The 1860-nt window shown below is 33.4% G+C and carries 1 protein-coding gene and 2 pseudogenes; 1 reads left to right on the top strand and 2 read right to left on the bottom strand.

What is annotated here, in order from left to right; all coding sequences use genetic code 11:
• The first annotated feature begins 263 nt into the window (after positions 1-263).
• Positions 264-1244, top strand: coding sequence for a DUF4917 family protein (locus tag FTT68_RS13945; RefSeq protein ID WP_177156118.1), 981 nt, complete (start codon positions 264-266; stop codon positions 1242-1244).
• A gap of 52 nt (positions 1245-1296) precedes the next feature.
• Here FTT68_RS13945 and FTT68_RS13940 read toward each other — a convergent pair.
• Positions 1297-1734, bottom strand: a pseudogene (locus tag FTT68_RS13940) (recombinase family protein); the annotation flags it as partial.
• A 51-nt stretch (positions 1735-1785) separates the two neighbouring features.
• A pseudogene (locus FTT68_RS13935) lies at positions 1786-1860 on the bottom strand (IS6 family transposase); the annotation flags it as partial.

The following is a 1860-nucleotide window of genomic DNA, read 5'->3' as shown; positions in this document are numbered from 1 at the left end:
ACAAGCATCGTCATTTTATTATGGTCAGCCTCAGGGTGAAGTGTGTCTAATCAACAGGGTTTTCGGTCTCTAAGTACTTTTTAAAGGGAACATCATCGACTCAAATCTCTATTTGCAACAGTGCCGGATTACCGGTGATGAACCTTAAGAAGCTATTTGTAAAGATCTTCACGTCTGATAGATGAGTTGGGTGACCTTATCTAGGATAGTCGAAATTATGATATAATTTAATTACTATCATACTCTTATATTTTATTTTAAAAATGAAAATAGGTAATTTTAAAGATAAGTTTGATTCAATATCTAATAAATCTGAAGTATCAATATTATTAGCAAATGGCTTTTCTCAAGCATGGAGTCATGAAATTTTTAATTATAAGTCTTTATTTGATAAAGCTGATTTTGGTACCAGAGATCTCGAAATTCGTCAGTTATTTACGGAATTCGATACCTATGATTTTGAAAAGATCATGAGAATATTAGAGTCAGCACAAAAGATATGTGAATTATATGATGTAGATAAAAATAAAATTATTGAAATACAAAGTGATCAAGAACAGTTGAAAAATTCTCTAGTTAAAGTTATTTCTGATACTCATCCCTTAACATCCAATTTTGTATCAACAAGCCAGTATGAAAAAGCAAGGCCATTCATTAAACAATTTTCTCAAGTGTTTACATTAAATTATGACTTATTGCTTTATTGGGTCATTAATAAAAAAGAAATATCTCCTACAGGATATTTTAGTAAGGACGGTTTTAGATACAATAGTTGGGAAAATACTAGCGATCAAAATGTTTTCTATCTACATGGAGGACTGCATTTATATGATAGTAAAGTGACTATTAACAAACATACATTTAAAGATCACTTAGGTAAGAGTATTGTTGATCATGTAAAAGAAAATCTAGCTGTTGGAAAATTTCCATTATTTGTATCAGAACCTAATTACGAAGCTAAACTTAGTAGAATTCAGCATAATCCATATTTGAACTCATGTTATAAAAAATTAAAAAAAATAAAAGGTTCTTTGTTTATTCATGGGCATTCAATGGCTGAAAATGATCAACATATTTTCGATCAAATTAATAAGAGTGAAGTTGAAAATATTTATATCAGTATATTTGGTGATCAATACTCAGACTCTAATAAAACAACAATTGCTAATGCCCACCGATTTATAGACACTAAAAAAATAAACATTGAATTTTATAAAGCTGAGTCTGCTCCTATTTGGGCTTAAAGAATAGTCACTGATTTTATACGCACATATTAGTCCAAATTATAGAGAATGATTAATTAATTATTTGTAAATATCGATAAACAGCTTGCCGGCTGATACCAAATGCTTTTGCCAGAGCAACTTTGGAGGAATACAGTCCTTCTTTCCAGGCTTGTCGTAAAGCCTCAGCCTGCTCAGTGTTCAATTTATGGACACGACCTTTATATTTCCCTTGAGCCGCTGCAAGCTTAATCCCCTCTTTTTGGCGTTCCAAGATAATTTCCCGCTCGAATTGAGCAAAAGCGCCCATAAGCTGCAACATCAGGTTATCCATCGGAGTGGCCTGGGCCGTGAAAGTAATATTTTCTTTGACAAACTGGATGGCGACTCCCCTCTTTATGAGCTGATCAACTTCAGTAACTAAATCTTTCAGACTTCGAGCGAAACGATCCATAGAGTGCACGACGATCATGTCTCCTTCACGAACATAGCTGAGCATTTCCTGAAATTGGCACTGTTGCAAATAGAGATTTGAGTCGATGATGTTCCCTTTAAAAAGTACTTAGAGACCGAAAACCCTGTTGATTAGACACACTTCACCCTGAGGCTGACCATAATAAAATGACGATGCTTGTCC

Source organism: Acinetobacter sp. Q85-2, assembly GCF_013420555.1.
In the GTDB taxonomy this organism is placed as follows: Bacteria; Pseudomonadota; Gammaproteobacteria; order Pseudomonadales; family Moraxellaceae; genus Acinetobacter; species Acinetobacter indicus.
The sequence above is the reverse complement of the archived record's forward strand: the minus strand, read 5'-3'. Positions and strand labels throughout refer to the sequence as shown.

What these genes read in the sequence shown, in the direction of transcription:
- FTT68_RS13945 (WP_177156118.1), top strand. Translation starts at nt 264, where the DNA reads ATGAAAATAGGTAATTTTAAAGATAAGTTTGATTCAATATCTAATAAA.